5 protein-coding genes and 2 pseudogenes are annotated in these 4,217 nt (G+C 30.7%); 4 read left to right on the top strand and 3 right to left on the bottom strand.

Annotated features, from left to right (window positions below; translation table 11 throughout):
• Positions 1–90: pseudogene (locus LQ693_RS13195) on the bottom strand (IS6 family transposase); the annotation flags it as partial.
• Positions 91–207: 117 nt separating this feature from the next.
• On the opposite strand from LQ693_RS13195, the gene LQ693_RS13190 reads away from it, so the two are divergent.
• Positions 208–1,062, top strand: coding sequence for an ABC transporter permease family protein (locus LQ693_RS13190; protein ID WP_107566146.1), 855 nt, complete (start codon positions 208–210; stop codon positions 1,060–1,062).
• A complete protein-coding gene (locus LQ693_RS13185; protein WP_107566147.1) occupies positions 1,059–1,949 on the top strand; it encodes an ABC transporter permease subunit in 891 nt (296 codons plus the stop codon). The genes LQ693_RS13190 and LQ693_RS13185 overlap by 4 nt, the downstream gene beginning before the upstream one ends.
• Before the next feature lie 547 nt (positions 1,950–2,496).
• Here LQ693_RS13185 and LQ693_RS13180 read toward each other — a convergent pair.
• Positions 2,497–2,643, bottom strand: a complete 147-nt coding sequence (locus tag LQ693_RS13180) for a hypothetical protein (protein WP_158011170.1) — start codon at positions 2,641–2,643, stop codon at positions 2,497–2,499.
• A 412-nt stretch (positions 2,644–3,055) separates the two neighbouring features.
• On the opposite strand from LQ693_RS13180, the gene LQ693_RS13175 reads away from it, so the two are divergent.
• Complete coding sequence (locus tag LQ693_RS13175) at positions 3,056–3,217, top strand: hypothetical protein (protein WP_158011169.1); 162 nt, start codon at positions 3,056–3,058, stop codon at positions 3,215–3,217.
• Between the two features lie 165 nt (positions 3,218–3,382).
• Positions 3,383–3,829: a helix-turn-helix domain-containing protein gene (locus tag LQ693_RS13170; protein ID WP_107573242.1), complete on the top strand. Its 447-nt coding sequence runs from the start codon at positions 3,383–3,385 to the stop codon at positions 3,827–3,829.
• Between the two features lie 207 nt (positions 3,830–4,036).
• Here the strand turns inward: LQ693_RS13170 and LQ693_RS13165 are convergent.
• A pseudogene (locus tag LQ693_RS13165) lies at positions 4,037–4,217 on the bottom strand (hypothetical protein); the annotation flags it as partial.

Below are 4,217 nucleotides of genomic sequence, written 5' to 3'. Positions count from 1 at the left end.
TATATCACGATAACTCAATGCATATCTTAGATAGTAGCCAACGGCTACAGTGATAACATCCTTGTTAAATTGTTTATATCTGAAATAGTTCGTACAGAAGACTCCTTTTTGTTAAAATTATACTATAAATTCAACTTTGCAACAGAACCTTTTAATATTACTTTGAATGCCTCCTGTTAATTTATTTAGAAAGTAGGTAAATGCCTTATGAGAAAATTATTCAATTTCATCATGACGATAATTGTGTTCTTATTATTAGTGTGTTTGCCTGCTTTATTTGATGATCAACGGTTTAGTTTCTTAAACTACCTTAATGCCTTGAAGTCGACGTTTTTATATATATTTCATCCTCAAGATATTATATTTACAAATAAAATATCACATGTTGAACGTAGTTTATTTCCGTTCTTTATTGAACCTTGGATAAATACTATTGTGATTTTGTTTGCTGCGCTATTGTTAGCTTTTATCGTATCTTTATTATTTACATACCTTTTATATGTTAATGACCATATTAAAAAATGGTATTTAAAAATTAATACAGTTCTATCTATTATTCCGGATATTTTTTACATACCTTTTTCTATTTCATTGGTGATATTATTTTATCGATATACAGATATTCTATTGTTTAATGTAGCGAATAGTTCAGAGGATAAAGCTTTAATATTCCCTATTTTGGTACTATCGATTATACCTTTAGTAAGTAGCGTGACATTTTTAAGTAGTATTCTAGATGATGTATCTCGTGCAGATTATATTGAATTTTCTAGAGCGAAGGGTTTATCAAATGTAGAGTTATACTTTAAACACATATTAAGGAATTTGTTTGCATCATATTTAATCAATTTTAAACATATTATTTGGATCACGCTTTCAAGTTTATTACTTTTGGAAAGAATCTTTAACATGCACGGCTTGTCATCATTTATATTTGATTACGGATCTCCAGAAGTATTATTTGTCACGTTTATATTGATTTATGTACCTGTATCTCTCGCCATATTTATGAGTCATAAAGTCTTATTTACCTTCACTGGTGTACGGGGAGGGTTATCATGAAGAAATTTTATATACTATTAACGTTACTTATCTTGCCTGCCCTAGTTGGTGTGATTTATTTTGATTTACTAAACATCACGCCTAAACCTATGAACTTTCTATACAATTCTAATGGGGATATTATGAAAAGTTCTCCATTTGCACCTAGCTTTAAAGCATTTTTTGGTGTGGATGCCGCTTCTAAAAATATGTTATTTGAAGTGTTATCCGGATATCGTATCACATTACTGATTATCATCGTCATATCAAGTTTATCGGTTCTTTGTTCAGTTGTAATTGGAACTTATTTAGCATTTAATCGCAAGACAACAAGTATTTACAGTGTCTTTTCTAATACTTTATTTTATATTCCTCAATCTATATTGGCGTATATTTTATTGCAACCTTTACTATATGAAACAATAGACGGCTTTACGACTACTATGCAATTTAGAATGACTTACAATATCACCATTCTGACAATCTTAATGATACCGACGACTACTATGCTGATAAAAGAATCAACCCAACACATATTAAATCAAGACTATATCGAAGCTGCATATACCATTAGTCCTAACGATAAACATATATTTATCAAACATGTATTACCTAACATACAAACTCAATATTTAATCATATTTTTGAGAATATGTTTTCAAACTTTACTCGTCATGACACACCTAGCCTTCTTCAAAATATTCTTCGGAGGCACGAAGGTTTGCTATGGACCCGCATGCGAAATTATAGAACGACCAAGTATCAATGACTTAAGCAGTTTATTAGGCTTTCACTCAAATGAGCTAACAACAAACTGGTGGACATTCTACGCACCATTAGTTGGTATTTTATATATATTTATCATTATTAATTTATTGTCTAATCTATTAAAAGTAATACAAAGATAAATAAAGCAGCGCAAATATAATTAACCCAGAACGCCCCCAAAATCCTGAACGCTATAACGAGTGTTCGGGATATTTTTATTGAAGCACCGTACCCAAAGCAAGCGCAGAAACTGATCTGTGCCGAAAAGAGATACTGGCCACCTCAACCTTATAAGCGCCTAGATATGTAGAAAGCTATCCTATCATGCCACAAATCCAATCAATCTAAGGTGCGCAGGCACAAAAACCTAACCTCAACAAACCCGACCCGAACCTATTAAGCGCCTATTCCGAACCTTACCCTAACCAAGCCACGAACAGAATCAACTTTTGCTAACCGCTTCAAACCAAGAACGAAAGAACGGGAAAGCGTTCTGAGTCCTCACCCTTTCCCGTTCTAAAAGCATTAATGAAAAAGTCCTCGCTTGCACGGGGCTTCACACTTTTTCATTACGGGCAAAATATCCTCGCTCAACGGGGCGTCGCATATTTTGCCCTAAGTTCAAAACCGTAAAACCAAACCCCTATACCGCTTATAGAAACACCTCAAGAGATGTATATGAAATTACTAATCAATTTTATGGACACCATAAACGATAGCTAATACAAGGACTGGGAAAATAAAGATTTGAAAACCAGGTATAAGTAAACAAGCAACTAAGCCAATTAACCAAGCTGGTTCAATTTCATAATTCCTAATGGTTATTTTCTTCATCGTAAAACCTCCTTTATCATAATATGGTATAGGTATATTTACTTAATGTGATTGTATCATGAAGTCATTTTGAATACAGAAACAGGTAAGAAGCGGCATGTGAAATAAGGCATGAAAAAAGCCCTAACAGTTGGATGAGTTAGGGCTACCTGCGAAAACATTAAAAGGTGTGTTTTAATGTAGCGGTGTTACTTTATAGTTTGAGTAAATTAAAATAAATAGAAAGGAAAAACACCACTAATTAAATTGTATCATTAAGATAGTTTATATGTAATAGGAATGAAAAAAATTGAATAGAAAGTGTATAATATTTACATAAAGAATGTACAAAAGTACACTTTAGTAATTTAGGATTATAAATTCGTTTTAGTTAATCGGATTAATGTGTTAAAGATTTTGAGGGAGTTAATATATGATACGAAGGACAAAAAAAGTAACCGTACAAGAGTTATATGATATAGGTATCGCAAGTAAAGAAGGAATCATTGATTATCGGAAATATTCTGCTTTTAAACTTAGATATAGAATGAAGGGTTATGACGTACGTTTGAAAAAATCAAAAGTATTCAGATGAGGTCATGAGACAAAGTCTTAAAAACAAAGCGAAATATAAATGATTTATTAGATGATTACTAGTTAGATCATCTTATTGCAACTTTGCGGTTACATACTGCAACTATGGTATTCTTACAAAATCAAAGAACTACTTTTAAAATAAATCAATAAGGAGTGTGAAAGAATGGAGTTTCATAGAGTATTGAAAAAGAAAAGAATGGAAACAAATTTATCTCAAGAAGATTTAGCAAAAAAGTTAAAAATAAGTCGACAATCAATTTCAAAATGGGAGAATGAAAAAGGTTATCCAAACATTGAAACACTCTTAGAAATAAGTGAAATATTTAATATCACTGTAGATGAACTTTTAAAAGGAGATGATTATTTGAAAGATAAAATAATACAAGATAGTAGAAAATTAAAATACCCCAAATGGGTAGTTTTTTTTGATATTTTAACGCTCATAGGTTTGATAATCATAATTTCAAAATTAGTAATATTTGTTACTGTTAAAGTGACTGGTAATGAAATTGATTTTCTATCTGACTCTATACTTTATTCATTTGGGCCATTACTTTTAATGATTATAGGTGCGATAGGTTCTGATACGTTGAAGAAAAAATATCAATAATAACTTGTTGAAATTAGGTTTTAGAATGATTGAATGATAGATGAGTATAAACAAATGAAAAGAGAAGAAAAAGACCCTATTTAATGGTATAGGGTCTAGAAATTGGAATGGTGTTTAATATGGTAATGTCTTAGTAATCAAGACATCATAGCACATGGAATGTACTAAATTTATTTTACTATGTATTTTTGTGAAATTAAATATAAATCAACGTTTTTTGCATGAATGAACTAAATAATAAAAGAATTGAAGCGGTTGGTTTAAGTCTGTTATATCAAAGAAGTAACATAAACGAAATGGTTCTGTTGCAAAGTTGAATTTATAGTATAATTTTAACAAAAAGGAGTCTTCTGTATGAACTATTTCAGATATAAACAATTTAACAAGG

The organism is Mammaliicoccus sp. B-M6, assembly GCF_022386965.1.
Classification (GTDB): domain Bacteria; phylum Bacillota; class Bacilli; order Staphylococcales; family Staphylococcaceae; genus Mammaliicoccus; species Mammaliicoccus sciuri_A.
This window is presented reverse-complemented; position numbering and strand designations above follow the sequence as displayed.

Excerpts from the sequence above, each read along its gene's own strand:
- LQ693_RS13190 (WP_107566146.1), top strand. The coding sequence starts at position 208 with ATGAGAAAATTATTCAATTTCATCATGACGATAATTGTGTTCTTATTA.
- LQ693_RS13185 (WP_107566147.1), top strand. The coding sequence starts at position 1,059 with ATGAAGAAATTTTATATACTATTAACGTTACTTATCTTGCCTGCCCTA.
- LQ693_RS13180 (WP_158011170.1), bottom strand. The coding sequence starts at position 2,643 with ATGAAGAAAATAACCATTAGGAATTATGAAATTGAACCAGCTTGGTTA.
- LQ693_RS13175 (WP_158011169.1), top strand. The coding sequence starts at position 3,056 with ATGATACGAAGGACAAAAAAAGTAACCGTACAAGAGTTATATGATATA.
- LQ693_RS13170 (WP_107573242.1), top strand. The coding sequence starts at position 3,383 with ATGGAGTTTCATAGAGTATTGAAAAAGAAAAGAATGGAAACAAATTTA.